The organism is Pseudomonas sp. R11-23-07 (assembly GCF_003852295.1).
GTDB lineage: Bacteria > Pseudomonadota > Gammaproteobacteria > Pseudomonadales > Pseudomonadaceae > Aquipseudomonas.
On record NZ_CP027761.1, the window covers coordinates 2,196,520 to 2,222,549 of the forward strand.

The 26,030-nt window shown below is 62.3% G+C and carries 26 protein-coding genes and 1 pseudogene; 14 read left to right on the plus strand and 13 right to left on the minus strand.

All coding sequences use genetic code 11. The features are described 5' to 3' along the window. Window positions 1-22 precede the first annotated feature (22 nt). Window positions 23-880, plus strand: a complete 858-nt coding sequence (locus tag C4J84_RS10165; RefSeq protein WP_124362353.1) for an SDR family oxidoreductase — start codon at window positions 23-25, stop codon at window positions 878-880. A gap of 205 nt (window positions 881-1,085) precedes the next feature. On the opposite strand, the gene C4J84_RS10170 is transcribed toward C4J84_RS10165, so the two are convergent. The 4 genes from C4J84_RS10170 to C4J84_RS10185 form a co-directional block, all read right to left on the minus strand. Continuing rightward, a complete protein-coding gene (locus C4J84_RS10170; RefSeq protein WP_124435256.1) occupies window positions 1,086-1,325 on the minus strand; it encodes a hypothetical protein in 240 nt (79 codons plus the stop codon). After that, the gene (locus C4J84_RS10175; protein WP_124362355.1) at window positions 1,322-1,579 is read right to left on the minus strand and encodes a DUF6555 family protein; all 258 of its coding nucleotides are present in this window, start codon (window positions 1,577-1,579) and stop codon (window positions 1,322-1,324) included. The genes C4J84_RS10170 and C4J84_RS10175 overlap by 4 nt, the downstream gene beginning before the upstream one ends. 90 nt (window positions 1,580-1,669) lie before the next feature. Then, complete coding sequence (locus C4J84_RS10180) at window positions 1,670-1,951, minus strand: hypothetical protein (RefSeq protein ID WP_124362356.1); 282 nt, start codon at window positions 1,949-1,951, stop codon at window positions 1,670-1,672. 97 nt (window positions 1,952-2,048) lie between these two features. Then, on the minus strand, window positions 2,049-2,813 hold the full coding sequence (locus C4J84_RS10185) for an OBAP family protein (RefSeq protein WP_124409544.1): 765 nt from the start codon (window positions 2,811-2,813) through the stop codon (window positions 2,049-2,051). 163 nt (window positions 2,814-2,976) lie between these two features. Between C4J84_RS10185 and C4J84_RS10190 the strand changes: the two genes are divergently transcribed. Together C4J84_RS10190 and C4J84_RS10195 are read left to right on the plus strand one after the other, a co-directional pair. Then, window positions 2,977-4,053, plus strand: a complete 1,077-nt coding sequence (locus C4J84_RS10190; protein WP_124435257.1) for a M42 family peptidase — start codon at window positions 2,977-2,979, stop codon at window positions 4,051-4,053. 18 nt (window positions 4,054-4,071) lie between these two features. After that, entirely contained in the window at window positions 4,072-4,572 is a 501-nt protein-coding gene (locus tag C4J84_RS10195; RefSeq protein ID WP_124366614.1) for a CinA family protein, read from the plus strand. Here C4J84_RS10195 and C4J84_RS10200 read toward each other — a convergent pair. Both C4J84_RS10200 and C4J84_RS10205 read right to left on the minus strand, forming a co-directional pair. Then, window positions 4,569-4,871 carry a hypothetical protein gene (locus C4J84_RS10200; protein WP_124370335.1) on the minus strand — a complete coding sequence of 101 codons (303 nt, stop codon included), beginning with the start codon at window positions 4,869-4,871 and terminating at the stop codon, window positions 4,569-4,571. The two genes, C4J84_RS10195 and C4J84_RS10200, sit on opposite strands and share 4 nt — an antisense overlap. A 29-nt stretch (window positions 4,872-4,900) precedes the next feature. Beyond that, window positions 4,901-5,155, minus strand: a complete 255-nt coding sequence (locus C4J84_RS10205) for a hypothetical protein (RefSeq protein WP_124362361.1) — start codon at window positions 5,153-5,155, stop codon at window positions 4,901-4,903. A 177-nt stretch (window positions 5,156-5,332) separates the two neighbouring features. On the opposite strand from C4J84_RS10205, the gene C4J84_RS26260 reads away from it, so the two are divergent. Continuing rightward, on the plus strand, window positions 5,333-5,482 hold the full coding sequence (locus C4J84_RS26260; RefSeq protein WP_164487530.1) for a hypothetical protein: 150 nt from the start codon (window positions 5,333-5,335) through the stop codon (window positions 5,480-5,482). 158 nt (window positions 5,483-5,640) lie between these two features. Here the strand turns inward: C4J84_RS26260 and C4J84_RS10210 are convergent, their stop codons facing one another. From C4J84_RS10210 to C4J84_RS10225, 4 genes are all read right to left on the minus strand, one after another. Next, a complete protein-coding gene (locus tag C4J84_RS10210; RefSeq protein ID WP_124370336.1) occupies window positions 5,641-6,987 on the minus strand; it encodes a cytochrome c in 1,347 nt (448 codons plus the stop codon). Between the two features lie 16 nt (window positions 6,988-7,003). Beyond that, window positions 7,004-9,241, minus strand: coding sequence for a molybdopterin cofactor-binding domain-containing protein (locus C4J84_RS10215; protein WP_124372415.1), 2,238 nt, complete (start codon window positions 9,239-9,241; stop codon window positions 7,004-7,006). Further along, window positions 9,241-9,699 carry a (2Fe-2S)-binding protein gene (locus C4J84_RS10220; protein WP_124370337.1) on the minus strand — a complete coding sequence of 153 codons (459 nt, stop codon included), beginning with the start codon at window positions 9,697-9,699 and terminating at the stop codon, window positions 9,241-9,243. The genes C4J84_RS10215 and C4J84_RS10220 overlap by 1 nt, the downstream gene beginning before the upstream one ends. 168 nt (window positions 9,700-9,867) lie before the next feature. Then, window positions 9,868-10,776 (minus strand): LysR family transcriptional regulator, encoded by a 909-nt coding sequence (locus tag C4J84_RS10225; RefSeq protein ID WP_124362365.1) that lies wholly within the window; start codon window positions 10,774-10,776, stop codon window positions 9,868-9,870. Window positions 10,777-10,913: 137 nt separating this feature from the next. On the opposite strand from C4J84_RS10225, the gene C4J84_RS10230 reads away from it, so the two are divergent. Then, complete coding sequence (locus C4J84_RS10230; protein ID WP_124362366.1) at window positions 10,914-12,275, plus strand: MFS transporter; 1,362 nt, start codon at window positions 10,914-10,916, stop codon at window positions 12,273-12,275. After that, entirely contained in the window at window positions 12,272-13,546 is a 1,275-nt protein-coding gene (locus C4J84_RS10235) for a glucarate dehydratase family protein (protein ID WP_124370338.1), read from the plus strand. Before C4J84_RS10230 ends, C4J84_RS10235 begins: the two co-directional genes overlap by 4 nt. Window positions 13,547-13,614: 68 nt before the next feature. On the opposite strand, the gene C4J84_RS10240 is transcribed toward C4J84_RS10235, so the two are convergent. After that, the gene (locus tag C4J84_RS10240; RefSeq protein WP_124370339.1) at window positions 13,615-14,553 is read right to left on the minus strand and encodes a LysR family transcriptional regulator; all 939 of its coding nucleotides are present in this window, start codon (window positions 14,551-14,553) and stop codon (window positions 13,615-13,617) included. Between the two features lie 108 nt (window positions 14,554-14,661). On the opposite strand from C4J84_RS10240, the gene C4J84_RS10245 reads away from it, so the two are divergent. Continuing rightward, entirely contained in the window at window positions 14,662-16,161 is a 1,500-nt protein-coding gene (locus C4J84_RS10245; protein WP_124370340.1) for a CoA-acylating methylmalonate-semialdehyde dehydrogenase, read from the plus strand. Between the two features lie 344 nt (window positions 16,162-16,505). On the opposite strand, the gene C4J84_RS10250 is transcribed toward C4J84_RS10245, so the two are convergent. Together C4J84_RS10250 and C4J84_RS10255 are read right to left on the minus strand one after the other, a co-directional pair. After that, window positions 16,506-17,750 (minus strand): saccharopine dehydrogenase family protein, encoded by a 1,245-nt coding sequence (locus tag C4J84_RS10250; RefSeq protein ID WP_124370341.1) that lies wholly within the window; start codon window positions 17,748-17,750, stop codon window positions 16,506-16,508. Window positions 17,751-17,778: 28 nt separating this feature from the next. After that, entirely contained in the window at window positions 17,779-18,876 is a 1,098-nt protein-coding gene (locus C4J84_RS10255) for a carboxynorspermidine decarboxylase (RefSeq protein WP_124370342.1), read from the minus strand. Window positions 18,877-19,228: 352 nt separating this feature from the next. Here C4J84_RS10255 and C4J84_RS10260 point away from each other — a divergent pair, with 352 nt between their 5' ends. The 7 genes and pseudogenes from C4J84_RS10260 to C4J84_RS10290 form a co-directional block, all read left to right on the plus strand. Beyond that, entirely contained in the window at window positions 19,229-20,248 is a 1,020-nt protein-coding gene (locus tag C4J84_RS10260) for a LacI family DNA-binding transcriptional regulator (RefSeq protein WP_124370343.1), read from the plus strand. Then, entirely contained in the window at window positions 20,232-21,236 is a 1,005-nt protein-coding gene (locus C4J84_RS10265; RefSeq protein ID WP_124370344.1) for an ABC transporter substrate-binding protein, read from the plus strand. The genes C4J84_RS10260 and C4J84_RS10265 overlap by 17 nt, the downstream gene beginning before the upstream one ends. Next, window positions 21,237-22,055 carry an iron ABC transporter permease gene (locus C4J84_RS10270; protein ID WP_124370345.1) on the plus strand — a complete coding sequence of 273 codons (819 nt, stop codon included), beginning with the start codon at window positions 21,237-21,239 and terminating at the stop codon, window positions 22,053-22,055. After that, window positions 22,052-22,846 (plus strand): ABC transporter permease, encoded by a 795-nt coding sequence (locus tag C4J84_RS10275; RefSeq protein ID WP_124366629.1) that lies wholly within the window; start codon window positions 22,052-22,054, stop codon window positions 22,844-22,846. Before C4J84_RS10270 ends, C4J84_RS10275 begins: the two co-directional genes overlap by 4 nt. Then, window positions 22,843-23,874 carry an ABC transporter ATP-binding protein gene (locus C4J84_RS10280; RefSeq protein ID WP_124370346.1) on the plus strand — a complete coding sequence of 344 codons (1,032 nt, stop codon included), beginning with the start codon at window positions 22,843-22,845 and terminating at the stop codon, window positions 23,872-23,874. Before C4J84_RS10275 ends, C4J84_RS10280 begins: the two co-directional genes overlap by 4 nt. Before the next feature lie 10 nt (window positions 23,875-23,884). After that, on the plus strand, window positions 23,885-24,718 hold the full coding sequence (locus C4J84_RS10285; protein ID WP_124370347.1) for a phosphodiesterase: 834 nt from the start codon (window positions 23,885-23,887) through the stop codon (window positions 24,716-24,718). Window positions 24,719-24,850: 132 nt separating this feature from the next. Then, a pseudogene (locus C4J84_RS10290) lies at window positions 24,851-25,981 on the plus strand (5-methyltetrahydropteroyltriglutamate--homocysteine S-methyltransferase); the annotation flags it as partial. Window positions 25,982-26,030 lie beyond the last annotated feature (49 nt).

Below are 26,030 nucleotides of genomic sequence, written 5' to 3' on the forward strand. Positions count from 1 at the left end.
ACCACACACAGGAGGGAATCCGATGAGTAACTACCCAAAACCACCCTTCAAGCCACAGCAGCAGCCTGTACCCGGCGACCAGCGCAAGATGGAGCCGATGCCCGATTGCGGTGAGCAGACCTACAAAGGCTCGGGCCGGCTCGCCAACAAGATTGCCTTGATTACCGGCGCCGACAGCGGCATCGGGCGTGCGGTGGCGATCGCCTTTGCCCGCGAAGGTGCGGACGTTGCCGTGTCGTATCTGGACGAGCATGAGGACGCCAAGGAGACCCAGCGCTGGGTCGAGGCAGCGGGGCGTCAGTGCCTGCTGTTGCCCGGTGACCTGGGCGACGCGGCGCAGTGCACAGCCATTGTCAACGACACGGTGAAGGAGTTCGGGCGTATCGACGTGCTGGTCAACAACGCCGCGTTCCAGATGACCTACAAATCCCTGGAAGACATTCCTGACGAGGACTGGGTCAAGACCTTCAACATCAACATCACCGCTATGTTCCGGATCTGCAAGGCGGCGCTGCCACACATGGCCGAGGGCAGTTCGATCATCAATACCACCTCGGTCAATTCCGACATGCCCAATCCGTCGCTGTTGCCTTATGCGGCCACCAAGGGCGCGATCGCCAACTTCACCGCCGGCCTGGCGCAGATGCTGGGCGAGCGCGGGATTCGCGTGAACAGCGTGGCGCCGGGGCCGATCTGGACGCCGTTGATCGTGTCGACGATGACTGACGACATGGTGGAGAGCTTCGGTGGCAACACGCCGCTGGGGCGTCCTGGCCAGCCGGTGGAAGTGGCGCCTATCTATGTGCTGCTGGCGTCGGATGAGGGCAGTTATATCTCTGGCGAGCGCTACGGCGTGACGGGGGGTAAACCGATCCTTTAAACAGACGCATGCCCCTGATATTCAGGGGCATGCTTCATAACTCAGGGGCATGCCTCATAACCATGTAGGAGCGAGCTTGCTCGCGAAAAACTCAGGCTCCCCGCGCTTATCCAGAATGAACGCGTTGCCTGGGCGTTCTTCGCGAGCAAGGGCTAGCCGCCCGCCTCGCTCCTACAAGAAGCCTCAACTGACCTGCCGTTAAGATCTACCTTTTCCTGGCGCGGTGAATGCGCATCCACTCTTGATAAGCGGCGGTCCGTTGCGCGTCCGCCAGCTTCTTCGCCTCGGTGAAGCGCGCCCAGGTCGCGGCATCGCCGCTGTAGTGTTCGATGATCTTATAGGCCTGGGCATCCAATCGGTCCGCTTCGTAGAACATCTGGGTGTTCTGCGCGACTTCGTCGTCCGACGTTTGCCTGGCTGTGTAATCCAGCACCTGACTGTTCATGATGTAATGCCCTCTGCCCACTGAATCGCTGCCGCGCCGCACCAGCGCACATCCGTAATGCCGTATTTTTCCGCCATTGGCTTGGAGACGCGCTTGAGGTTGTTTTGCCCGAACCTGGGGATGACCGCCACGCCGGCATCGCAACTGGCCCAATGCCAGGCTTCAGCGTTATTCATGCGCGCTGCACGCACGATGAACGACCTGGGCTCGCCGTGAAGTTGATACTTGATGGTGAATAACTCGTTGTTTTTCATGAGGACTCCCTATGCTCATGAAGTACAGATATTTGACGTCAAAAATAATTCAAATAAGTTGTCGGACAATGCGATGGCCTGCTCGCAGGCTCAATCGTCCACCGTAAAGGTGACCCAGCCTGGCCCGTCAGCCGGGCGTTCCAAGGCCACGATCACACCGCTGACAGACGTGCCGTCGGGCACGTTGACGGTGACGAAGTTGGGGTTGCCGGGCCAGGTCAGCGGGGTATCGAAATCCAGGCGAACGATGGTGGGCTTGCCGCTGCTGGTCATTTTTATATTGGCGTTTTCGTTCAGGCATTCGTCGTCTTCGGTGCCCAGATGGCGGGAAGCGGTAATGACGCTGGCAGGGCCTTGATGGTCGTAAGACATAGTTGAACTCCTCATGCGCGGGGCAGCTGATGCGCCCCTTTCCTATGTGGCAAGCGCCGGCAAATAATCGTTCAATCCAAATGACCAGCTGCCGCTGTCAGTGCTGGTGGGCCGCCTGGGTGGGGTCTTCAATCTGGATGATAGTGCCCTGGCGCCAGGCGTCCGCACCGGGTGCTATGGCCGGAGCGGCGATGTCGGCGCGCTCCTGCTTTTTCCTGGCGCTGTCGACGCCCAGCCGCTGGTCCCGTTCGGCGACCATCTTCGGATCGGCCTGGCCATCGGCGGTAAAGCCCATCATCAATTGCGGAACACCCAGCGGCAGGCGCTTGTTGAGGTCGGTGTGCCAGGTGTGCCAAGTCTTGCCGTAGGTATGCACCAGTTTTTCCATCAAGGCGTGTTCGGCTACCGCAGGAATACCAGGCGCTACCAGTTGACCCGACTTCACCTCATGCACATGGCTGTGCCACAACGCCTTCTCGGGCGCAGGCAGGCTGTTGAACAGCTGTTCGCTGATGATGTACTCCACGCCCATCAACTTGGCGTCCTTGCGGTTGCCGTCGTAGATCACGCACTGGATCACTTCCTCGTTGAGAATGGCGCAGTAGTGATGGGCTTCCATTTGCACGTCGGGATGGCCGTTGTAGAAGTGAAAGCCGTCCAGGTAGGCATTGAGCGCATCGATGGGCGGGCGCGATTGCAGCAGGGCGGCGCCGGTGTCGAGGGTGCGGGTGGTGGGTGTTTTGGCCTCACCGGGCGCGACGACGTTGGAGGCTGAGTCGTTGCCGGCGCAGGCGGTCAGCGCGGCCATCGACATCGCCAGGCACAGCGAAGGCAGGGCGGGTTGCAGGCGGTTGATGTTCATTGGGGACTCCCTCCATGGGGTGGTGTTGGAACACATCTAGAAAGCCTGCCGGAGTGGGTGTTCAACCGGATTTCGGTGCACGACGAAGAAGATTTGTGGAACAACCGTTCGACGTGTCGGGTCATTTTCATAAGTGTTCAATAGCGCGAATGGAGACCCCCGGATGCAACCCCAGCCAAACGATGCCCGACCCGATGTCCCCCAGTTGCTTCACCAACTGCTGCTCGCCCGTGGCCCTGGCGGCCAGGAGGATGAGGTGCGCGCCATTTGCCTCGAGCATTTGCGGCCACTGTGTGACGACACCTGGGTGGACCCTGCCGGCAATGTCATCGGCCTGGTCAAAGGCGCGCAGGGCGATGGCGAGCCCCGCCGCGCGGTGCGGGTCATGGCGCATATGGATGAGATCGCCATGGTGGTCAAGCATGTGGACGCCGACGGCACGTTGCGCGTGACCGCGTTGGGCGGTGCCAACCCGGTGAATTTCGGCATGTGCCCGGTGGACATACTCGGTGATCACCAATTCATTCCGGGGGTGCTGTCCTTTGGTTCGATGCATGCCACCGCCAACGCGCCCCAGGGTGCCGATGTGTTGTCAGGCGACGTGCACTGGAATGACGTACACGTGATCACCCGTTGCTCCGTCGAGACCTTGCGTGACTACGGCGTGCGCCCCGGCAGCCGCGTCACGCTGAGCCGCCATTGGCGTGCGCCGTTCCGGGTGGGTGACGCGATTGCCGCGCACTTCCTGGATGACCGCGCGCCCATCGCTGCGGTACTTCATAGCGTGCAGCGCCTGCACCAACGCCGACAGGCGCTGACGTGCGATGTGTATTTTGTCTTCACCACCCTGGAAGAAGAGTGCAACGCCGGGGCGATGTATGCGGCGCAGACGCTGCCGGGCGATACCACCATCGCAGTGGAAGTCGGCCCGGTGATGAGCGAGTACGGCACTCGCCTGAGCGTCGATCCGATCATCAATACCGGTGACCTCAAAGGCTATTACACACGTTCCGTGGTCACCGGCCTGGCAGACGCCGCACAGCGCTGCGGTTATGCGCCTCAATATGCGCTGCTGGTGGATTTTGCCTCGGATGCCAGTGCCGTCATGAGTAACGGCACCTCGGCGCGCGGCGGTTGCCTGGCGATTCCAACGGAAAACACCCACGGCTACGAGCTGATTGTGGACGGCGCAATTGAGGCCTGTGCGCTGACATTGGCCGACTACCTTGCAACCTTTTGAACACGGGAAATTGTCATCATGGATATAGCCGCAGCCACTATTGATTACCTGAAACAACACCAGCTCACCCTCACCAGCGCCGAGTCGTGTACGGCAGGCAAGATCATCACGCTGCTGTCGGAGGTCAGGGGCGGCGGGTCATGTATTGAAAGTGGTTATGTCGTGTACTCGCCCGAGGCCAAACAGCGCTTGCTGGGCGTACGCGCGTATACGATCGATACCTTCAACCTCACCAGTTGTGAAGTCGCTCGCGAGATGGCCGAAGGCGCGTTGCGTGACAGCCCGGCCGGGGTTGCCGTCGCCACCACCGGCCTGCTTGGCCCGGATGACATGGACGGCATTCCGGCTGGGACCATTTGTTTTGCCTGGGCTTATCGAATCGAAAACCGGCTGAGTATCTTCAGCCGAAAGGAGCGCTTCATGGGCTCCCGTGAGCAGGTGCAGCTGGATGCGACGCTGCATGCCTTGAAGTGGCTGGCGCATTTTCACCAGCGTGCGTTGGCGGGTGAACGGGGTTAATGACCAGCTGCGCCCGGCCGTTCCGGCTGAAGTTGAATGTTCAACACCAACTCATCGGTGCCCGATGCCTGGGCATCCACGAGGACGCCATGATAAGTGCGGTTCTCAACCTTGATCGATACGGTATGTGCCTTCGGCAGCTCCTTCGGCCACGGCCCCGGGATGTGCAGCGAGATGCGCTCGCCGGCCTGGGTAATCCGCGCCATGCATGCATGGGAGAGCGGGTTGACGCCGAGCAGTGTGTCTTGAAGGTAATCGATGGTGCAGCGTTGCGACGGTGCAGCGGTGGAATCCGGCATGGAAAGCCTCGTTCTGTTTTTAAGCGTATTTACCCCACGGAGGAAAGACGGGAGGTTTTCCGGGAAACCACCATGTCTTCCATGATTTCCCGTACGAGCCGGTTGATACCTGACTCGCCGTGGTAGCGGGCGCGGTTGATATTGGCGATGGTGAACTGATTGGCGTCAGGCGCGAGCACCGTGACTGACAGGCTGCTGTCTGGATTGATCGTGCAGGTAACACGGCAATTGCGCAGTCGCTGTGCAAGAGCGTGCTCGATTTGCGCTTTGGTCAACGTGTCCATGGGATCACCGGCTAACAGGCTTTAACGGGTCAAGGTTAGCCCAAATATGCCGTACGTAAATGCTAGCTAATTAATGGCAAACCATTCGTCAGCCTCACGGCCTGTGCAGGGAACGTTCGTGTCCGGAAACTGGCCACATGCAGCACAGGCTGACGAATCGGTTTAACAGGAGATCTTATGAAAAAGCTGTCTATGTGCTTGGGTTTTTGCAGTGTATTCCTGCTGCACGGCTGTTTCGACAACTCCGATAACACGACCAAAGACAACACCAGCGGCAGCAAGTCTTCGGTGCAGATGCAGGAAGGCAAGGGCGACGAGAGCAAGTAGGCCTAGCCTCGCCAAGTCGAGCAGGATTGGAAATGTGGGAGGGGGCTTGCCCCCGATGAGGGTGTGTCAGTAAACGCATGTTTAACTGATTCGCCGCCATCGGGAGCAAGCCCCCTCCCACATGTGATCACCTATACCAAAGAGACCGCGTTCCAGCCTCACCGCATATGCAAAATGATCGGGCTGCTGCTCGCCGGGTCGGTATGCCCGCGCAGTTTGCCCACTGCCTGTGCGTCCACCGCGCCACCCTGGTTGCCCCAGGTACTGCGCACGTAGGTCAGCACCTGAGCGATGTCCTGGTCGGACAATTGCTCACGGAACGCCGGCATACGGTAGGCATCCGGTATGCCTGCGGCCACCACCCGTTGCGAGCCGTTGAGGGTGATGTTGATCGCCGAGGCGCTTTCCTTGGCCAGTGCCGAGGTGGCGCCGGCCAGTGGCGGCATCCACTCCGGCTGGCCCTTGCCGTCCAGGCCATGGCAGGAGGCGCAGCGGGTCGCGTAGGTGTGGGCGCCGGGGGAATCCGCACGCGCGTCGGCGGCCACGGCCTGATACTGCCAAGGCGTGCCATCGCGCTGCGGGTCGCCGGGCAGGGACTTGAGGTAACGGGCGATGGCGGCCAAGTCGTCGTCAGCCATGAACTGTGTGGAGTTGTTGAACGCTTCGGTCATCGAGCCGTAGACCACCGCATGCTGGTTGCGCCCGGTCTTGAGGAACTGCACGATCTGCGCCTCGCTCCAGCGGCCCAGGCCAGTGTTGGGGTCTTGGCGCAGGCTCGGTGCGTACCAGCCGTCGAGCAGCGCACCGGCCAGGAACGGCGCGCCGGATTGGTCCAGGGCTTTCTCGTTGAAGGCCAGGCCGCGCGGCGTATGGCAACTGCCGCAGTGGCCAGGACCTTGCACGATGTAAGCGCCACGGTTCCACAGGGCATCCTGGCTCGGGTTGGCGGCGTAGGCGGCGGTGGGCGCAAATACACCATTCCACAGGGCGATGGGCCAGCGCAGGTTCAGCGGCCAGGGAATATCACTGGGAATGTTCGGCTGGTTGGCCGGCTGCACGCCCTTCATGAAGAACGCATACAGCGCCTTGATGTCGTCGTCGCTGAGTTTTACGTAAGACGGGTAGGGCATCGCCGGGTACAGCCGCCGCCCACCCGGCGCCACGCCGTGGCGTACGGCGCGGTCGAAGTCGGCAAGGCTGTAGTTGCCAATGCCATGCTCGCGGTCGGGGGTGATGTTGGTGGCATAAATCGCCCCCAGAGGCGTGGCCATTTCCAGGCCACCGGCAAACGGCGCCTTGCCCGCCAGGCTGTGACAGGCCACGCAGTCGCTCAGACGCGCGACATACTCGCCGCGACTGACCAGTGCCGGGTCGACACTGGCGGTGTTTTGTTCTGCGAACGGCGAGGCGGGCTCGCGGGTGACGTACCAGGCCAGCAGGCCTGCCACGACCAGGCAGGGCAGCGCCAGCCAGCCTGCGGTTCTTGCGAATCGGCGGTTGTTCATGGGCGTTCCCTGTGGGTTAACTGAAGGTGTAGCGGCTCAACGGCAAGCTGCGGATGCGCTGGCCGGTCAACTGTGCCACCGCGTTGGCCACTGCTGGCGCCACGGCGGGCAACGGTGGTTCGCCAATACCGCCCATTTTTTCGCCGCTCTCGACGATCTTCACGTGTACCCGTGCCATCCGCGAGGGCGGCAGGATCGGGTACAAATCGTAGTTGCGCGCCCGTGGCTTACCGTCCACGTAGACCGCTTCCTCCAGCAAGGTTTGCGACAGGCCCAAGGCCACGGCGCCGTTGACCTGGGCTTCAATGATCGCCGGGTTGACGATGCTGCCCGGGTCGATGGCTTGCCAGATGTCATGCACCTTGACCTGGCCGTTGTCGATCGACACTTCGGCGATCACCGCCGCGTGGGAGCCAAACGGTGAGGCCATGGCCACGCCACGCGCCCGTCGGCTGCCGTCTTCGGCGGTGAACGGCCCGCGCTTCCAGCCGCCGGACAGCTCGCCCACCGCTTGCAGCAGAGTGGTCAGCCGCGCATTGTCGCGCAGCAGGTGCAGGCGCAGTTCGTACGGGTCATGGCCGCCCTTGTCGGCCAGTTCATCGAGGAACGCTTCATAGAAGAAGTCGTTCAACGAATTGCCCACCGAACGCCAGTAACCGAGCATGGCCGGGCCCTTGACGTAAATCTGAGCGATGCGCTTGTTGGGGATCGCATAACTTTTGCCGGACAGGCCTTCCAGGGCCGTGGGGTCGAGGGCATCGCCTTGCTTGCCGGCAATCGCTTCGGTGGGGCCTTCGGTGGCGCTCACCGCTTCAATGGCCAGCGGCAGGCCCTTGTCATCCAGCGCGGCGCGGAACTTGACCACCGCCACCGGGCGCAGCACATCGCGCACGAACTCTTCCTCGCGACTCCAGATCAGCTTGATCGGCCGGCCGACAGCCTTGGCCAGGGCGATAGCCTGCGGGTAGGGGTTGGCCGAGTCATACAAAAAATGCCGCCCGAAAAAGCCGCCGAGCAGCGGCGAGTGCAGGGTGATTTGCTCAACGGCCAGGCCGGTGCGCTTGGCGATGTCGGCGCGGAACATATCCGGCGCCTGGTTCGGCAGCCACACCTCCAGCGTGCCGTCGCGGTTATAGCGCGCCAGCGCCGAGGGCGGCTCGAGCTGAGCGTGGTTGAGGTATTGGTTGTGATAGGTGGCGTCGACGCGGGTCTTGGCGTTGGCCAGCGTGGCGGCCACGTCACCCTGGTTTTCGTCGTCGCGGGCCGGGCCTTGCTGGGCGGCGAGAAAGTCGCGGTATTTATCGCTGGAAAAGTCCGCCGGCATTGCGCGCACAGTGGAGTCGGCGGCAGCTTCGAGCCATTCCACCTGGATCGCTTCCACGGCCCGCTTGGCGTGCCACCAGCGTTCGGCCACCACCGCCACGGCGCCGGGCAAGGTGTGCACCGAATGCACGCCCTTCATGGCCTCGACCTGGGCCTGGTTGCGCAGGCTGCCCACCGTCATGCCCAGGCGCGGTGCGTGCTGCACTGCGGCGTGGAGCATGCCGTCGACTTTCAGGTCGATGCTGTACTGCGCTTTGCCGGTGGATTTGTCATAGGCATCCAGGCGTTTGACCGGCTTGCCGATCCAGCGGAACTGGCTCGGGTCGCGCAGGGTGATGCTGGCCGGGTCGGGCACGGGCATGTCCAGGGCGCGGCCGGCCAACTCGCCGTAACCCAGCGAGCGGCCCGACGCGGCATGCACCACCCGGCCCGGTTGCGTGGTCAGTTGCGCCACGGGCACACCGAGCTGTTCGGCGCCAGCCTGCATCAACATGGCGCGGGCGAGGGCGCCGAGGCGGCGCATGGTCGGGTAGCTCATGCGCACCGACATGCTGCCGCCGGTGATGCGCAGGCCATTTTCCATCACCACGTAGGCTTCACCGGGCGGTGCCGCTTCGACCACGAAGGTTGCAGGGTCGGCATCCAGCTCCTCGCCGATGATCTGCGCCATGGCGGTGTGCGTGCCCTGGCCGCCTTCCATGAAGGGGCTGAGCAGGCGCACGCTGCCGTCCGGGCGAATCTCCAGGAACGCCGGCACCTGGGTGCCGCGTTCAGCGGCGTTGCCCGTGGCAGCCTGCACCCTGGAAGCGCCGAGGGGCAGGCCGAAGCCGATGACCAATGCACCGACGGCGGTGCTCGCCAGAAAGCGTCGACGCGACAGGTTGATCGGTGCGTCCAGGGTCACGCCGGGCAGAATCTCGGACGTCTTCATCATGCGGTCTCCTTGCCGGCGGCCAGGTCATCCATGGCGGCGTAGATGGCATTGTAGGTGCCGCAGCGGCACAGGTTGATCATGGCCGCGTTGATCTGCTCTTTCGACGGTGCAGGGGTGTGCTTGAGCAGCGCCGTGGCCGCCATCACCTGCCCGGACTGGCAGTAACCGCATTGCGCCACCTGGCGCTCGACCCAGGCCGCGACCACGCGCTTGCCCACGTCATCGGCTTCAATCGCCTCGATGGTGGTGATCTCGCGGCCGACCAGCGCCGCCACCGGCGTGACGCACGAGCGCACCACGTTGCCGTCCACCAGCACCGAACACGCGCCGCACTGGGCCAGGCCGCAGCCGTACTTGGTGCCGGTCAGGCCCAGGTCGTCGCGGATCACCCACAGCAACGGCGTGTCGGCGTCGGCATCGACCTGATAGGCCTGTTGGTTAATACGTAATTCCATGGCGGCTCACCTGCTGATCATCGGTTGGTGGTGCTGAGTTCTTAGAGTTCTTATAAGAGAGGTGCGACCGCAGGTCGCCCATCGTCGAACTCTAGACCAGCGCGCAAGGGCCATCTATGCAATAGCCCACAAGTTCAGAGGATCAGGCAAGTATTCAACAGGATTGGGTCAATGGGGCGCCAGCAAGCTCGCTCCCGCAGCGCTGCGGATACCTTCCAGGAGCATGGTGAACGCCGGGTTGTCGTTGTGCTCGCGCCAGATCAGGTGCAGCTCGCTCTGCGCGCCTTCGCCCAGGTCGATATCGCGGAACACCACATTCTTGAACACCACGCTGCTGGCGCAACGCGGCACCAGGGCCAGGCCCATGCCGGCGTTGACCAGGGCGAGGATGGTCAGGGACGAGCCGAGCCACTGCACATACTCCGGCGCGACACGGGCCGAGCGCAGCAGGCCGGTGAGCAATTCGTTGAACGGCGGGTAGGCGGAATGGGCGTACATCAGGAACGGCTGCGCATCCAGGTCTTGCACGCTGACGGTCTCTGCCTGGGCCAGCCGATGGCTGCTCGGCACCGCCAGCACAAACGGCTCGCGCACCAGGCATTCAGTGGCGTAGCCGGGCTCCAGCAGCGGCGCGCGGACGATGCCCAGGTCGATGCGTCGGGCGCGCAGAGCTTCGTATTGCTGGTAGGTGTTCATCTCGGACAGGTCGATCTTGACGTGGGGCTGCTTGAGGCGCGCCTCGGCAATCACTTTGGGTAAAAACTCATACACCGCGCTGCCGACGAAGCTGATATTGACCGTACCGATATCGCCCTCGGCAAAGCGTCGCGCGGTGACGGCCGCTTGCTGGGCACGCTCGAGCAGGTTCTGCGCCTCGATGAAAAAAGCCCGGCCGGCGGCGGTCAGGGCGACGCTGCGGGTGGTGCGGGTAAACAGCTCCACGCCCAGGTGATGCTCGAGCAACTGGATCTGCCGGCTAAGGGGCGGCTGCGTCATGTTCAGCCGTTCAGCCGCCCGGCGGAAATTCAGTTCGGTGGCCACGGTGGTGAAGCAGCGCAGTTGGGTCAGTTCGAACATTGATCTAATTCCAGTATCAATCGAATGCCAGGTTAGATTAGACGGGAACAATCCTCGGCGTCCATCATCGGTCTGCCCCTAGAAAAAACAATCCCTAAAAAAACGATCCCTAAAAAAACAATGACTGGGAGTTGCCCGTGGATACCCTTCACAATCCGCCAGACCCGAGCGTGCTCGCCCGCGCTGCTGCCAAGGTCAAGCGCCATGTCCTGCCGCTGTTCGTGGTGATGTTCATCGTCAACTACATCGACCGGGTCAATATCGGCTTCGTGCGCAGCCATATGGAAACCGACCTGGGCATTGGCGCGGCGGCCTACGGCTTGGGCGCCGGGTTGTTCTTTATTGGCTATGCGATTTTCGAAGTGCCATCCAATTTGCTGCTGCAACGCTACGGCGCGCGGGCCTGGCTGACGCGCATCATGTTCACCTGGGGCGCGGCCGCGATGGGCATGGCCTTTGTGCAGGGGGAAACCAGTTTCTACGTGTTGCGCTTTGTGCTCGGCGCCGCCGAAGCCGGGTTCTTTCCCGGCATCATCTACTACTTCACCCAGTGGCTGCCGGCCAGCGAGCGCGGCAAGGCCATGGCGGTTTTCCTCAGCGGTTCGGCCATTGCCTCAGTGATCTCCGGGCCGGTGTCGGGCGCGCTGCTGAATGTCAGCGGGTTCAGCCTGCATGGCTGGCAATGGATGTTCCTGATCGAAGGCTTCGCCTCCATCGTGCTCTGCGGGTTTGTGTGGTTCTGGTTGCAGTCCCATCCCCATCAGGCCAAGTGGCTCAGTGACGAAGAAAAACACGCGCTGGTCAGTGCCATTGCGCTGGAGCAGCAGGCGCGCGAGGCGAGCCAGTGCGTGCGGCCGTCGATGTTCAAGCTGTTGGCCGACAAACAGATCGCGCTGTTCTGCTTTATCTACTTTTCCATCGCCCTGACCATCTACGGCGCCACCTTCTGGCTGCCGAGCATGATCAAGAAAATGGGCAACCTGGGTGACTTCCAGGTGGGCTTGTTCAATGCCATTCCGTGGTTGATTTCCATCGTCGCCATGTACGGCTTCGCGGCGCTGGCCAGCAAGTGGAAGCACCAGCAAGCCTGGGTGTCGCTGATGCTGGTGATCGCGGCGTTCGGCATGTTCATGTCTACCCTGGGCGGGCCGGTGTTTGCGTTCGTCGCCATCTGTTTTGCCGCGATTGGCTTCAAGGCCGCGTCGGCGCTGTTCTGGCCGATTCCCCAGGGTTACCTGGATGCGCGGATCGCGGCGGCGGTGATTGCGTTGATCAATTCGGTGGGCAACCTGGGCGGGTTCGTCGCGCCTACCACCTTCGGTTTGCTGGAGCAGACCACCGGGTCCATCGAGGGCGGGCTCTACGGCCTGGCCGCCACTTCGCTGGTGGCGGCGGTGGTGGTGTTCTTTGCCCGCACCGCACCGCGTGGCGGTACACCGTCCAACCCATCCACCGCGCCTCACCCTTTGTCTTCAGATCCACAGGGAGCCGTCTCTTGAAAATTATCCGCGTCACCGTCACCCCGATTGCCTTTCGCGACCCGCCGCTGTTGAACGCCAGCGGCATCCACGAGCCTTTCGCGCTGCGCTCGATCATCGAGATTGAAAGCGACACCGGCTACATCGGCCTCGGCGAAAGCTATGGCGATGCCCCGGCGCTGGCGATCCAGCAACAGGTACAGCAACAGCTGATCGGCCTGGACCCGTTCAACCTCAATGGCCTGCGCGCTATCGTGCAGGCCACCGTGGCCGCGCATAAACCGCTGAGCGTGGCCGGTGCGGAACTGGCGCCGGGCTCCCATGCCAGCAAAGCCGTGAGCAATGCCTATTCGGCGTTCGAAGTGGCGTTTCTCGACCTGCAGGCGCATTCGCTGAATGTACCGCTGGTGGACCTGCTCGGCGGCGCGATCCGTGACCAGATCCCGTTCAGCGCCTACCTGTTTTTCAAATACGCCGAACACATTGATTCGCCCTACAAGCCCGACAGCTGGGGCGAAGCCCTGACTGAAGCGCAGATCGTCGCCCAGGCCCGGCGCATGCTCGAGACCTACGGTTTCAAAAGCATCAAGCTCAAGGCCGGCGCACTGGAACCCGAGCATGAAGTGCGCTGCATCAAGGCGCTGAAAAAGGCCTTTCCCGGTGTGCCGCTACGCATCGACCCGAACGCTAACTGGTCTCTGGCCACCTCGATTCGCATGGCCGAACTGCTCGGCGATGACCTGCAATATTACGAAGACCCGACCCCCGGCCTGGAGGGCATGGCCGAGCTGCACAAGCGAACCGGCTTGCCCCTGGCGACTAACATGGTGGTCACCGATTTTGACGAGTTCCGCCGCAGCGTGGCGTTGAACAGCGTGCAGATCGTGCTGGCCGACCACCATTACTGGGGCGGCCTGCGCGACACCCAAGTGCTGGCGAAGATGTGCCACACCTTTGGCCTGGGCGTGTCGATGCACTCCAACTCACACTTGGGCATCAGCCTGATGGCCATGGCCCACGTCGCGGCGTCGGTGCCCAACCTCGACTATGCCTGCGATACGCATTACCCGTGGCAGGAGCCGGATGAAGAGGTGATCAAGGGCGGCAAACTGCCCATCGTCGACGGCTGCGTGAGCATCACTCGCGCGCCGGGGCTGGGCCTGGAACTGGACCACGATCAGTTAGGCAAGCTGCATGACCAATACCTCAGTTGCGGTATCCGCCAGCGTGACGATGTGAAACAGATGAAGCGCTACCAACCGACGTGGAAAACCGTCAAGCCACGTTTCTGAAGCCGGTCGCTTCGCTTTGCCCGGTGACGCATCCGCGTGCGTCGCCGGGCCTTTTTTTGTGCGCCGCCTCAGCCCTCGAATCGAAACCCACCCGCCAACTGCGCCTTTAAAAAACCTACCAGCGCGCTCACTGCCTTCGGCACATGGGGCGAGTAGGGGCGGATCAGGTAGATTTCATCGGCGAATGCGCCCTTGAGCGTCCACCCCTTCAATACCTGCACCAGCTTGCCCTCGGCCAGCGCCGCATGGGCGCTGAAATCCGGCAGCAGGGCAATGCCCAGGTGATTGAGCGCCGCGTCGCGCAGGGCTTCGCTGTTGTTGGTGGCGAAGCTGCCGGCGATGGGCACGGTCAGGCGTTCGAGGTGTTTGCTGCCGCGTTCGAAGGTCCAGGCCGGCTGGTCGGCCCCCCGTGGGTAAAACAGACAGTTGTGCGCCGACAGATCACCCGGCTCGCGGGGTTCGCCATGGCGCTGCAGGTAATCGCGGGTGGCGACCAGCACCGAGGCGGTGTCGCAGAGCTTCCAGGCCACATGGGTCTCGGGGATCTGGAAACCATGGCGCACGGCCAGGTCGTAACCTTCGGCGGCCAGCGAACTCAAGGCGTCGGACACGTCCAGCTGAATGCGCACCTGCGGGTATTGGCGCAGGAATTGCGGCAGATGCGGCACCAGCTGTTGCCGGGCGAACGCTACCGGGGCGGTCAGCCGCACCAGGCCACGCACTTCGCCGGCCAGGTCACGCACCGCAGAGAAGCTGCGAGCGATGTGTTCATAGGCGCTGCGCACCTCGCGGGTCAACGACAGCCCCGCATCGGTCAGCCGTACGCTGCGCGTGGTGCGCGTCACCAGGCGGGCGCCGGTGGCCTTTTCCAGGTCGGAAATCCGCTGGCTCACCGCTGACTTGCTCACCCCAAGGCGCGCGGCAGCGGCGGTGTAGGTGCCGTGTTCTTCCAGCACTGAAAGCCAATGGATGTGGGTCCACAGCCCTTCGATCTCTGCTTTTTCCATGGGAGTATTGTTCGCCAGGATGCACAATAAGTTCAAGATTCTGCTCTGGTTCGGAACAAAGCGAAAGCCTAAGGTGTGTACCAACGCCAACCACCTGGATCGCCTGCCATGCCGATTACCCTTGAGCACTACATCAACGACCAGCGCGTGAGCCGCGATGATCGCTATCAGGACGTCTACAACCCGGCCACCGGCGCAGTCACCGCGCGCGTGGCCCTGGCCAGCCGCCAGACCGTGGCTGAAGCCGTCGCCGCCGCCCAGGCCGCCTTTGCCGGTTGGGCCGACACCCCGCCGATCCGCCGAGCCCGTGTGCTGTTCGAATACCTGCACCTGCTGCGTGAACGCAAGGATGACCTGGCACGCATCATCGTCGCCGAACACGGCAAGGTGTTTACCGATGCCCAGGGCGAAGTCGACCGTGGTATCGACATCCTCGAGTTCGCCTGCGGCATTCCCAACCTGCTCAAGGGCGAACATTCCGACCAGGTTTCCCGTGGCATGGACAACTGGACAATGCGCCAGCCGCTGGGCGTGGTGGCCGGCGTCACGCCGTTCAACTTCCCGGTGATGGTGCCGATGTGGATGTACCCGATCGCGATTGCGGCGGGTAATACCTTCATTCTCAAGCCAAGCCCCACCGACCCGAGCGCCTCGTTGTTCATGGCCGAGCTGCTGCGCGAAGCGGGCCTGCCCAAGGGCGTGTTCAACGTGGTGCAGGGCGACAAGGAAGCGGTGGACGCGCTGATCGAACACCCGGACGTCAAGGCCGTGAGTTTTGTCGGTTCCACGCCGATTGCCCAGTACATCTACGAAAGCGGTGCGCGTAACGGCAAACGCGTGCAAGGCCTGGGCGGCGCGAAAAACCATATGGTGGTGATGCCCGACGCGGATATCGAACGCACCGTCGATGCCCTGATGGGCGCCGCCTACGGCAGTGCCGGCGAGCGTTGCATGGCAATCTCGGTGGCGGTGCTGGTGGGCGATGTGGGTGACAAGGTCATCGCTGCCTTGACCGAACGCGCCAAGCAACTGCGCATTACCGATGGCCGCGACCTCAAGGCCGAAATGGGCCCGATCGTGTCCCGCGCTGCCCTGGAGCGGATCAGCGGCTATATCGAGCAAGGCGTGCAAGCCGGCGCGCAACTGCTGCTTGATGGCCGCGACTACGTGCCCACCGAAGCGGGTTTGGAAAACGGCTTCTGGCTTGGCGCGACGCTGTTCGACCACGTCACCAAGGAAATGAGTATCTACCGCGAAGAAATCTTCGGCCCGGTGCTGGCCTGCGTGCGCGTGGATGATTTCGCCGCCGCAGTGAAACTGGTCAACGACCACGAGTTCGGCAACGGCGTCAGCTGCTTCACCCGCGACGGCAACATTGCCCGCGAATTTGCGCGGCGCATCGAAGTGGGCATGGTCGGCATCAACGTACCGATCCCGGTGCCGATGGCCTGGCATGGGTTTGGTGGCTGGAAAAAAAGCCTGTTTGGCGACATGCATGCCTATGGCACCGAGGGCGTGCGTTTTTATACCAAGCAGAAATCGATCATGCAGCGTTGGTCGGAGAGCATCGAGCAGGGCGCGGAGTTTGCGATGCCGGTGTCGAAGTAAGGTTTACCCCTGCACCACAAAACCTGATGTGGGAGGGGGCTTGCCCTAATGCCAGTCAGTTAAGAAGTAGAAAGGGTAAAAAGTAACCTGTGGCGAGGGAGCTTGCTCCCGCTGGACTGCGCAGCAGTTCCATTTTTGGGGCCGCTTCGCGGCCCAGCGGGAGCAAGCTCCCTCGCCACAGGTACAGTGTTCGTCCTTAACTGACTGGCATTAGGGCTTGGCCCAGATGCAGTGTGTCAGCCGGCTCAGTTGTAGCTGATGCATCGCCATCGGGGGCAAGCCCCCTCCCACAAAAAAAATGCGCCCAATCGGGCGCATTCTTTTGTTCGGTCAGCTATCGCCGGTCAGGCAATCGCATCCCAGGCGCGATCACCGTGCTCGTCTTTGATCCGAGTCGGCAAGCCCATCACGTCCAGCGCTTTGAGGAACGGCTCAGCCGGCAGTTCCTCGACGTTGGCCATGTGTTTGACATCCCACTCGCCGCGCGCCACCAGCAGCGCAGCGGCTACCGGTGGGACGCCTGCGGTGTACGAGATGCCTTGGCTGTCGGTCTCGGCAAAGGCTTCTTCGTGATCAGCCACGTTGTAGATGAACATCTCGCGCGGCTGGCCGTTCCGGGTGCCTTTGACCAGGTCGCCAATGCAGGTTTTGCCGGTATAGCCCGGTGCGAGCGATGACGGGTCAGGCAGTACCGCCTTGACCACTTTCAACGGCACCACTTCCAGGCCTTCAGCGGTTTTGACGGGCTTCTCGGAAAGCAGGCCGAGGTTTTTCAGTACGGTGAATACGTTGATGTAGTGTTCACCGAAACTCATCCAGAAACGCACATTGGGCACGTCGAGGTTTTTCGACAGCGAGTGCACTTCATCGTGGCCGGTGAGGTAGAGGTTCTGCGAACCGACTACCGGCAGGTCGTCGGTGCGTTTGACTTCGAACATGGTGTTGCTGGTCCACTGGCTGTTCTGCCAGCTCCACACCTGTCCGGTGAACTCGCGGAAGTTGATTTCCGGGTCGAAATTGGTGGCGAAGTATTTGCCGTGGGAGCCGGCATTGACGTCGAGAATGTCGATCGAATCAATGCGGTCGAAATGCTGTTGCTGCGCCAGCGCGGCGTACGCGTTGACGACACCCGGGTCGAAGCCCACGCCAAGGATGGCCGTGATGTTCTTCTGTTTGCATTCTTCCAGGTGGTTCCATTCGTAGTTGCCGTACCACGGCGGGGTCTCGCAGACCTTGCCCGGCTCTTCGTGGATGGCGGTGTCGAGGTAAGCCACGCCCGTATCGATGCAGGCACGCAGCACCGACATGTTGAGAAACGCGGAACCCACGTTGATGACGATCTGCGAGCCGGTCTCGCGGATCAGGGCCTTGGTCGCTTCCACGTCTAGGGCGTTCAGCGCGAAGGCCTGGATGTCGGCGGGTACCTTGAGGCTACCCTTGGCCTTGACGCTGTCGATGATGGCCTGGCATTTGGAGATGTTGCGCGACGCGATAGCAATACGACCGAGTTCGTCGTTGTGCTGCGCGCACTTGTGGGCCACCACCTTGGCGACACCTCCTGCACCAATGATAAGAACGTTCTTTTTCAATTGCTTTATTTCTCCTATATCCGCCAGCTTACGAAAGGCTGGACAGGTAGTCGTCGTAACCAAATTCACGAACCACTTCGACTGTACCGTCGAGTTGTTTCACTACGATGGACGGCATTTTCAGGCCGTTGAACCAGTTTTTCTTGACCATGGTGTAGCCAGCGGTGTCGATGAACGACAGCCGATCGCCGATGGCCAGCGGACGATCAAATTGATACTCGCCGAAGATGTCGCCGGCCAGGCAGGATTTGCCGCACACCATATAGGTATGCTCACCCTCGCTCGGCGCCAGCTTGGCGTTGAGGCGGTAGATCAGCAGGTCCAGCAGGTGGGCTTCGATGGAGCTGTCGACCACGGCGAGGTTTTTACCGTTGTAGAGCGTGTCGAGCACGGTGACTTCCAGGGACGCGCTGTTGGTGATCGCCGCTTCGCCGGGCTCCAGGTATACCTGCACGCCATACTTTTCGGAGAATGCCTTCAACCGTGCGCAAAACGCATCCAGCGCATAGCCTTCACCGGTGAAATGGATGCCGCCGCCGAGGCTGACCCATTGGACCTTGTGCAGCAGCGCGCCGAAGCGTTCTTCGATGGTGCCGAGCATGCTGTCGAACAGGCTGAAATCGCCGTTCTCGCAGTTGTTGTGGAACATGAAACCGGAGATTTGATCGATCACGCCGTCGATCTTCACCGGGTCCCACTCGCCCAGGCGGCTGAACGGACGCGCCGGGTCGGCCAGCAGGTAATCGGAGCTGCTCACCTGTGGGTTGACGCGCAGGCCACGGGTCTTGCCTTCGGAACGTTCGGCAAAACGCTGCAGTTGGCTGATGGAGTTGAAGATGATCTTGTCGCAGTTCTCCAGCATCTCTTCGATTTCATCGTCGGCCCAGGCCACGCTGTAGGCGTGCGCTTCACCTTCGAACTTCTGGCGACCGAGCTTCAACTCATACAGCGACGACGAGGTGGTGCCGTCCATGTATTGCTGCATCAGGTCGAACACCGACCAGGTGGCAAAGCACTTGAGCGCCAGCAGAGCCTTGGCGCCGGACTGCTCGCGCACGTAGGCAATCTTCTGCATGTTGACCAGAAGCTTCTGTTTATCGATGAGGTAGTACGGCGTTTTGATCATTTTTGAGAGCCTGCGGCGGTGCCTGCCAAAAAAGGACACGCATTGTGCCCGCACTTGGATCGAATCGAAAGGTTAGCCGGCGGATTTTGCTGCGCCGGTTTTACGATCTTAACCACTGAGTATGACTACTGATCGTTCCCACGCTCTGCGTGGGAATGCATCCCATGACGCTCCGCGTCACCTCACAAGCGGGACGCAGAGCGTCCAGGCGGCGTTCCCACGCAGAGCGTGGGAACGATCAACGCTGTGTAGCCAGGCTTCACTGACATCAAACCGTCATCTCCCCACCACCTTCCTGCCACATTCCCCCGTTACTGTCCTCGCCAATGAGATCGATCTCAAGCGAGTGACGATGACTGACCTGAAAGACGTTGCGCAGCTGGCTGGCGTATCCCGCGCCACTGCCGCCCGCACCTTTGCCTCCCCCGACCAGGTGCGCCCGGCCACCCGCGAGCAGGTGTTTGCCGCTGCCCGTGAGTTGGGCTTTCGGCCCAACTTGCTCGGTCGCCAACTGCGCCTGCAAACCACCCGGTTGATTGGCGTGGTGGTGCCCAACTTGCTCAATCCGGTGTTCGCCGAACAGTTCCAGGCCATGGAACGTGCCGCGCGGTTGCGCGGCTACAGCCTGGTGCTGGCGACTACCGACTACAGCGCTGAACGCGAAAGCATGGTGGTGGAAGAACTGCTGCGCCAACGTGTCGACGGCCTGGTACTGACGGTCACCGATGCCGAGAGCAACAGCGTGCTCAACAGCCTCGCCAGCGAACAGACCCCATTCGTGCTGGCCTACCACCAACCGAGCAACCCCAGCTACAGCGCCGTGTCGGTCGACAACCGCGCCGGCATGGCCATGGCCACCCGATATCTGCTGGAAGCAGGGCACCGGCGCATCAGCATGGTTGCGGGCCCCGCGTTGCAGTCCGACCGTGCGCGCCTGCGTTACGCCGGTTACTGCGACGCGATGCAAGCCTACGGTCTCAAGAGCCGCCCGGTGATCGAAATGCCCGCGCACACCCAGGCTGAATTCGTCGCCATCCAGCCGTACCTTGAAGGCCCCGCGGCGCCCACGGCACTGGTGTGTTCCAACGACTTCCTCGCCATCAGCCTGATCGCCGAACTGCGTCGCAACGCCTGGCACGTATCCGAGCAACTCTCGGTGATGGGCTTTGACGGCATTGACCTCGGCACCCAGATGCACCCAACCCTGTGCAGCGTGGTGCAGCCCATCGCGCTGCTCGCCAGCACAGTGATTGACCAATTGCTGGCGCAGATCGCCGGCAACGCCCCGATTTCCCATTGCCTGCCTTGCCATATCCGGCCGGGCGAAAGCACTCAACCCCACGAGGAATCCCTTGATGCGCGCATTGCGTAAAACCCTGGCCGCCGTGCTGCTGTGTGGTATGGCCAGCCTGGCCCAGGCCGCCGACACCGCGATTTGCTACAACTGCCCGCCGGACTGGGCCGACTGGGGCACCCAACTCAAGGCCATTGCCGCCAGCACCGGCGTGCAAGTGCCGCTGGATAACAAGAACTCCGGCCAATCGCTGGCGCAACTGGTGGCCGAAAAGGCTGCACCCGTCGCCGACGTGGTGTACTACGGGGTGACCTTTGGCCTGCAGGCGCAAAAAGCCGGCGTGGTCGACGGCTACACACCCAAGGGCTGGGAGCAGATCCCCGCCGGCCTGAAAGACCCGGCGGGCCAGTGGTTCGCAATTCACTCCGGCACCTTGGGCATCATGGTCAACGTCGATGCATTGGGTGGCCTGCCGGTGCCGCAAAGCTGGGCCGACCTGCTCAAGCCGCAATACAAAGGCATGGTCGGCTACCTGGACCCGTCCAGCGCCTTCGTCGGTTACGTCTCTGCCGTGGCGATCAACCGCGCAATGGGCGGCGACCTGGACAACTTCGCCCCGGCTATCGACTACTTCCAGAAACTGGCGAAAAACGCGCCCATCGTGCCCAAGCAGACCGCCTATGCGCGGGTGCTGTCCGGCGAATTGCCGATCCTGGTGGACTACGACTTCAACGCCTACCGCGCCCGCTATAAGGACAACGCCAACGTTGCCTTCGTGATCCCCAAAGAGGGCAGCATCAGTGTGCCCTACGTGATGAGCCTGGTGGCCAACGCGCCGCACCGCGCCAATGGTGAGAAGGTGCTGGACTTCGTGCTGTCGGATCAAGGCCAGGCACTCTGGGCCAAGGCTTACTTGCGTCCGGTACGCCCGGTGCAGATGCCGGCTGAGGTCGCCGCGCAGTTCCTGCCCGACAGCGACTATGCGCGCGCCGGCGTGGTGGACTACCAGAAAATGGCCGCCGTGCAGGAAGCCTTCGCGGCCCGTTATCTGAACGAGGTCAAGTAAGTGGCCACATCGGCAAAACGTGCGGCCTGGGCGCTGGCTCCGGCCTTTGCGGTGCTGTTCGCATTCTGGATGCTGCCGCTGGCGCACTTGATCGTGCTCGGCGGCGAAAGCCGCGACAGCCACGGCAGCGGCTATTGGCAGGTGCTCAGCAGCGCGCAGTACCTGGGCAGCCTGGCGCAGACCTGTGTGCTGGCCATCGTCGTGACGTTCACGGCGTTATTGATTGGCGGCATCAGCGGCGTGTTTCTCGCGCGCCAGCGGTTTTTCGGGCGCTCGGCGTTGGTGGCCTTGCTCACGTTTCCCCTGGCGTTTCCCGGGGTGGTGGTGGGCTTCCTGGTCATCCTGTTGGCCGGGCGCCAGGGGCTGCTGGCGTCGCTCGGCCTGCAATTGGCCGGTGAGCGCTGGATCTTTGCCTATTCGCTGGCCGGGTTGTTTGTCGGCTACCTGTATTTCTCGATTCCACGGGTAATCCTCACGGTGATGGCGGCCTGCGAAAGCCTCGACCGTAGCCTGGAAGAAGCCGCGCATTCACTGGGCGCCGGGCATTGGCGCGTGGTCTGCGACGTGATCGTGCCGGGCCTGGCGCCGGCGCTGGCGTCCTGCGGGGCAATCTGTTTTGCCACGTCCATGGGCGCCTTCGGCACGGCCTTTACCTTGGGCACGCGGCTGAACGTCACCCCGGTGGCGATCTACAACGTGTTCACCAATTACGCCAACTTTGCCGTCGCCGCCGCGTTGTCGGTGGTGCTTGGCGCGGTGACCTGGGCGGTGTTGTTGCTCACGCGACGCCTGGTGAAAAACGCGGGGACGGTCTTGTGAAGCGCTCATCGCTGTTTGTGATTCAACTGCTGTTCACCTTGCTGGTGTGCGCGTTCATGTTGGTGCCGGTGCTGATGTCGTTGCTGGCCGGGTTGACGCGCAATTTCTTCGTCGGCGTGTCCAGTGGACTGACCTTCGATTGGCTGGTGCAGGTATGGCAGGCCTATTCGCCGACCGTATGGCTATCGTTGCAACTGGCCCTGGCCTGCGCGGTGTGCGTCTGCGTGATCGGCGTGCCGGCGGCCTACGCCCTGGTGCGCATGAACAACCGCTTCAGCCGCGCCTTCGAGGAACTGATGGTGCTGCCGGTGGCGATGCCGGGCCTGGCCAGTGCGCTGGCCTTGCTGCTCACCTACGGCCAGTTCGGCACGTTTCGCAGCAGTTGGTTGTTCATCCTGGTGGGTCATGTGCTGTTCACCTTGCCGTTCCTGGTGCGCCCGGTGATGGCGGTGATGCAGCGCCAGCATCTGCCGGTGCTGGAAGAGGCGGCGGCCAGCCTTGGCGCCGGGCCCATCAAACGCTTTTTCAGCGTGGTGGTGCCCAACAGCCGGGCAGGGATTCTGGCGGGTGTGCTGATGGTGGTCACCTTGTCCCTGGGTGAGTTCAACCTGACCTGGATGCTGCACACACCGATGACCAAGACCTTGCCGGTCGGCCTGGCCGACAGCTACGCCTCGGCGCGCCTGGAAATCGCCAGCGCCTATACCCTTATCTTTTTGCTGATGATCGTACCGCTGCTGATTGCATTGCAGGCCATCAGTGCCCGTTTATCCCGTGGAGAGCGTCGATGACCGCTATCACTATCCGCCTGCAAGGCTGTCGCAAGGCATTCGCCGACGGCACCGTGGCCGTGCATGACCTGGACCTGACCGTCGAAGGCGGCGAAACCCTGGCGATTCTTGGCCCATCGGGCTGTGGCAAAACCACCACCTTGCGCCTGATCGCCGGGCTGGAGCGCCCGGATGTGGGCCAGGTGTTTTTCGGCAACGACGACGTCACGCGCCTGCCCATCGAGCGTCGCGACGTGGGCATGGTGTTCCAGAATTACGCGCTGTTTCCCAACCTGGATGTGGCCGGCAATATCGTCTACGGCTTGAAGATTCGCGGGATGTCGGTGCTTGCGCGCAACAAGCGCTGCGACGAATTGCTGGAGCTGGTGGGCCTGCAACAGCATGGCAAGCGCAGCATCCACGAATTGTCCGGTGGCCAGCGTCAACGCGTGGCCCTGGCCCGTGCCCTGGCGCCGCGCCCGAAGGTCCTGTTGCTGGATGAACCGCTGGCAGCCCTCGATGCGCAACTGCGTGAGCGCCTGCGCAGTGAGCTCAATGAATTGCTGCGTGGCCTGGGCATCACCTCGGTGTTCGTCACCCACGACCAGGGCGAAGCCATGGCCCTGGGTGATCGCATCCTGGTGATGGAGCACGGCCGCGTCGCGCAACTGGCCAGCCCACGGGACATTTACCAGAAACCGGCGAATGCATTTGTCGCCGGTTTTGTCGGCAACCTGAATGCCTTTCACGTGCTGGACCAGTCGGTCCATGGCTTGAAGGTGAGCGGCGGTGTGCTGCCGTGGCACGCGGCCAGTCAACCCACCACGGTGTACTGCCGCCCCGAACACCTGCGGGTCATGGAAGGCGAAGGGCACCTGCACGGCCATCTGCTCGCACAGTTTTTCCAGGGCGCGCAAAGCCGCCTGCTGGTGGAGGTGGGGGGTCGGCAACCGCTGCTGGTGGACAGCAGCGACAACCAGCTGTACGCCGTCGGCGCGCCGATTGCCCTGGCGATCGCGCCGCACATGTTGTTCACCCTGAATGCGTGAGAGTCTGTTTGTGAATCGTACGTTTCTTGTTGCACAGATCAGCGACCTGCACCTTAAAGCCGGCGAGCGCCTCACCTATGGCGTCGTCGATACCCTGGGCGCGCTGCGTCGTGCCGTCGACCACCTCAACGCCAGCCATCCACGGCCCGATATCGTGGTGGTCAGCGGCGACCTGGTGGACTTCGGTCGCCCCAATGAGTACGCCGTGCTGCACCCCGAACTCGCACGCCTGCACATGCCGTGCTACTTGGTGCCAGGCAACCACGACACACGCGGTCCGTTGCTCGAAGCATTCCGTGATCACGCCTATTTGCCGACGTCGGCAGAGGGCCCGCTGGACTGGGTGGTGGACGAGCATCCGCTGCGTTTGATCGGCCTGGACTCGACCATCCCCGGTGGCCATGGCGGGCAATTGCTGGACAGCCAGTTGCAATGGCTGGACGAGCAACTGGCGCGACGCCGGGATGCGCCGACCTTGCTGATTCTGCACCACCCGCCGTTTATGAGCGGCATCGGCCATATGGACCGCGAACCATTTATCAATGCCGCCGCCCTGGAAACAGTCGTGGCGCGCCACCCGCAAGTTGAACGCCTGCTGTGCGGGCACCTGCACCGGCCGATGCAGCGACGCTTTGGTGGCAGCTTGAGCTGCGTGTGCCCCGGCACCTCCCATCAGATCGTGCTGGATTTGCAAGACGCCGCGCCCGCGCATTTCAACCTGGAGCCGGCGGGATATCTGTTGCATCGCTGGGACGCGCAACAGGGGTTGCTCAGCCACAACGGCGTGTTCGGGGATTACCCCGGCCCGTATCCGTTCTATGACGCTCATGGGTTGATTGACTGATCCGATTGACTGATCACTCCCGGTTTAAACATGAGTGGAACTTGTGATCATCTAAAATAAAATGAGTTTGTCTCACTATCGGCATCTGCCGACAATGGCTGCCATTGAATACCTACAGTGGAGTTGTAAGTCATGGCAGTCGCTCATTCCCTCGGATTCCCGCGCATTGGACGCGACCGTGAACTGAAGAAAGCGCAGGAAGCGTTCTGGAAGGGCGAACTCGACGAAGCCGGCCTGCGTGCCGTGGGCCGTGACTTGCGCAAGGCCCACTGGGCGCTGCAAAAACAAGCGGGCATTGAGCTGCTGCCCGCAGGTGATTTCGCCTGGTACGACCAGGTGCTGACCCACTCGCTGATGTTTGGCGTAGTCCCCGAGCGTTTTCGCCCAGCCGATGGTCAAGCCACGTTGCAGACGTTGTTCGGCATGGCGCGTGGCGTCAGCGATAACTGCTGCGGCGGTGCTCACGCTCAGGAAATGACCAAGTGGTTCGATACTAACTATCACTACCTGGTGCCGGAGTTCAGCGTCGACCAGCAATTCCACCTCGGGTGGGAACAGTTGTTCGAAGAAGTCCAGGAAGCGCGCGATCTCGGGCACAGCGTCAAGCCGGTCGTCATCGGCCCGCTGACCTACCTGTGGCTGGGCAAGGCCAAGGGCGCTGACTTCGACAAGCTCGAGCTGCTCGACCGCCTGCTGCCGCTGTATGGTCAGATCTTCCAGCGCCTGGCCGAGCTGGGCGTGGAGTGGGTGCAGATCGACGAGCCGATCCTGGTGCTCGACCTGCCGCAGGCCTGGAAGAATGCTTTTGAGCGCGCCTATAACCTGATCCAGCGCGACCCGCTGAAAAAGCTGGTCGCCACCTACTTTGGCGGGCTGGAGGAAAACCTCGGCCTGGCCGCCAACCTGCCGGTCGATGGCCTGCACATCGATCTGGTGCGGGCGCCGGAGCAATACCCGACCATCCTCGACCGCCTGCCGGCGTACAAGGTGCTGTCCCTGGGCGTGGTCGACGGTCTCAACCTAGGGCGCTGCGACTTGGAAAAGGTCCTGGCGACCTTGCAGCGCGCCCACGAAAAACTGGGCGATCGTTTGTGGGTGGCGCCGTCTTGCCCGCTGCTGTACAGCCCGGTGGGCCCGGAGCGTGACGACCGGCTGAACGTCGGGCCGGGCAGTTGGCTGACCTGCGCCTTGCAAACGTGCGCGCAAGTCGCAGCGCTGGCCGAGGCCGTCGACCCTCCTCAGATGCCAAGCGCCTGCGGAGCTGGGTTGACGGCGAAAACTGCGCGGCTGGCCTTCGCGTAGTAGGTCATAC

Excerpts from the sequence above, each read along its gene's own strand:
- C4J84_RS10165 (WP_124362353.1), top strand. The coding sequence starts at position 23 with ATGAGTAACTACCCAAAACCACCCTTCAAGCCACAGCAGCAGCCTGTA.
- C4J84_RS10170 (WP_124435256.1), bottom strand. The coding sequence starts at position 1,325 with ATGAACAGTCAGGTGCTGGATTACACAGCCAGGCAAACGTCGGACGAC.
- C4J84_RS10175 (WP_124362355.1), bottom strand. The coding sequence starts at position 1,579 with ATGAAAAACAACGAGTTATTCACCATCAAGTATCAACTTCACGGCGAG.
- C4J84_RS10180 (WP_124362356.1), bottom strand. The coding sequence starts at position 1,951 with ATGTCTTACGACCATCAAGGCCCTGCCAGCGTCATTACCGCTTCCCGC.
- C4J84_RS10185 (WP_124409544.1), bottom strand. The coding sequence starts at position 2,813 with ATGAACATCAACCGCCTGCAACCCGCCCTGCCTTCGCTGTGCCTGGCG.
- C4J84_RS10190 (WP_124435257.1), top strand. The coding sequence starts at position 2,977 with ATGCAACCCCAGCCAAACGATGCCCGACCCGATGTCCCCCAGTTGCTT.
- C4J84_RS10195 (WP_124366614.1), top strand. The coding sequence starts at position 4,072 with ATGGATATAGCCGCAGCCACTATTGATTACCTGAAACAACACCAGCTC.
- C4J84_RS10200 (WP_124370335.1), bottom strand. The coding sequence starts at position 4,871 with ATGCCGGATTCCACCGCTGCACCGTCGCAACGCTGCACCATCGATTAC.
- C4J84_RS10205 (WP_124362361.1), bottom strand. The coding sequence starts at position 5,155 with ATGGACACGTTGACCAAAGCGCAAATCGAGCACGCTCTTGCACAGCGA.
- C4J84_RS26260 (WP_164487530.1), top strand. The coding sequence starts at position 5,333 with ATGAAAAAGCTGTCTATGTGCTTGGGTTTTTGCAGTGTATTCCTGCTG.
- C4J84_RS10210 (WP_124370336.1), bottom strand. The coding sequence starts at position 6,987 with ATGAACAACCGCCGATTCGCAAGAACCGCAGGCTGGCTGGCGCTGCCC.
- C4J84_RS10215 (WP_124372415.1), bottom strand. The coding sequence starts at position 9,241 with ATGAAGACGTCCGAGATTCTGCCCGGCGTGACCCTGGACGCACCGATC.
- C4J84_RS10220 (WP_124370337.1), bottom strand. The coding sequence starts at position 9,699 with ATGGAATTACGTATTAACCAACAGGCCTATCAGGTCGATGCCGACGCC.
- C4J84_RS10225 (WP_124362365.1), bottom strand. The coding sequence starts at position 10,776 with ATGTTCGAACTGACCCAACTGCGCTGCTTCACCACCGTGGCCACCGAA.
- C4J84_RS10240 (WP_124370339.1), bottom strand. The coding sequence starts at position 14,553 with ATGGAAAAAGCAGAGATCGAAGGGCTGTGGACCCACATCCATTGGCTT.
- C4J84_RS10245 (WP_124370340.1), top strand. The coding sequence starts at position 14,662 with ATGCCGATTACCCTTGAGCACTACATCAACGACCAGCGCGTGAGCCGC.
- C4J84_RS10255 (WP_124370342.1), bottom strand. The coding sequence starts at position 18,876 with ATGATCAAAACGCCGTACTACCTCATCGATAAACAGAAGCTTCTGGTC.
- C4J84_RS10260 (WP_124370343.1), top strand. The coding sequence starts at position 19,229 with ATGACTGACCTGAAAGACGTTGCGCAGCTGGCTGGCGTATCCCGCGCC.
- C4J84_RS10265 (WP_124370344.1), top strand. The coding sequence starts at position 20,232 with ATGCGCGCATTGCGTAAAACCCTGGCCGCCGTGCTGCTGTGTGGTATG.
- C4J84_RS10280 (WP_124370346.1), top strand. The coding sequence starts at position 22,843 with ATGACCGCTATCACTATCCGCCTGCAAGGCTGTCGCAAGGCATTCGCC.